Below are 255 nucleotides of genomic sequence, written 5' to 3' on the forward strand. Positions count from 1 at the left end.
GGAACGTATTCACCGTGGCATGCTGATCCACGATTACTAGCGATTCCGGCTTCATGCAGGCGAGTTGCAGCCTGCAATCCGAACTGGGAACGATTTTATGGGATTGGCTCCCCCTCGCGGGTTTGCAGCCCTTTGTATCGTCCATTGTAGCACGTGTGTAGCCCAGGTCATAAGGGGCATGATGATTTGACGTCATCCCCACCTTCCTCCGGTTTGTCACCGGCAGTCACCTTAGAGTGCCCAACTGAATGCTGG

At 54.5% G+C, this 255-nt stretch carries 1 rRNA gene; it reads right to left on the minus strand.

The window, feature by feature from the left end:
• A 16S ribosomal RNA gene (locus tag M3191_RS18410) occupies positions 1–255 on the minus strand; the annotation flags it as partial.

Source organism: Sporosarcina luteola (assembly GCF_023715535.1).
GTDB lineage: Bacteria > Bacillota > Bacilli > Bacillales_A > Planococcaceae > Sporosarcina > Sporosarcina luteola_B.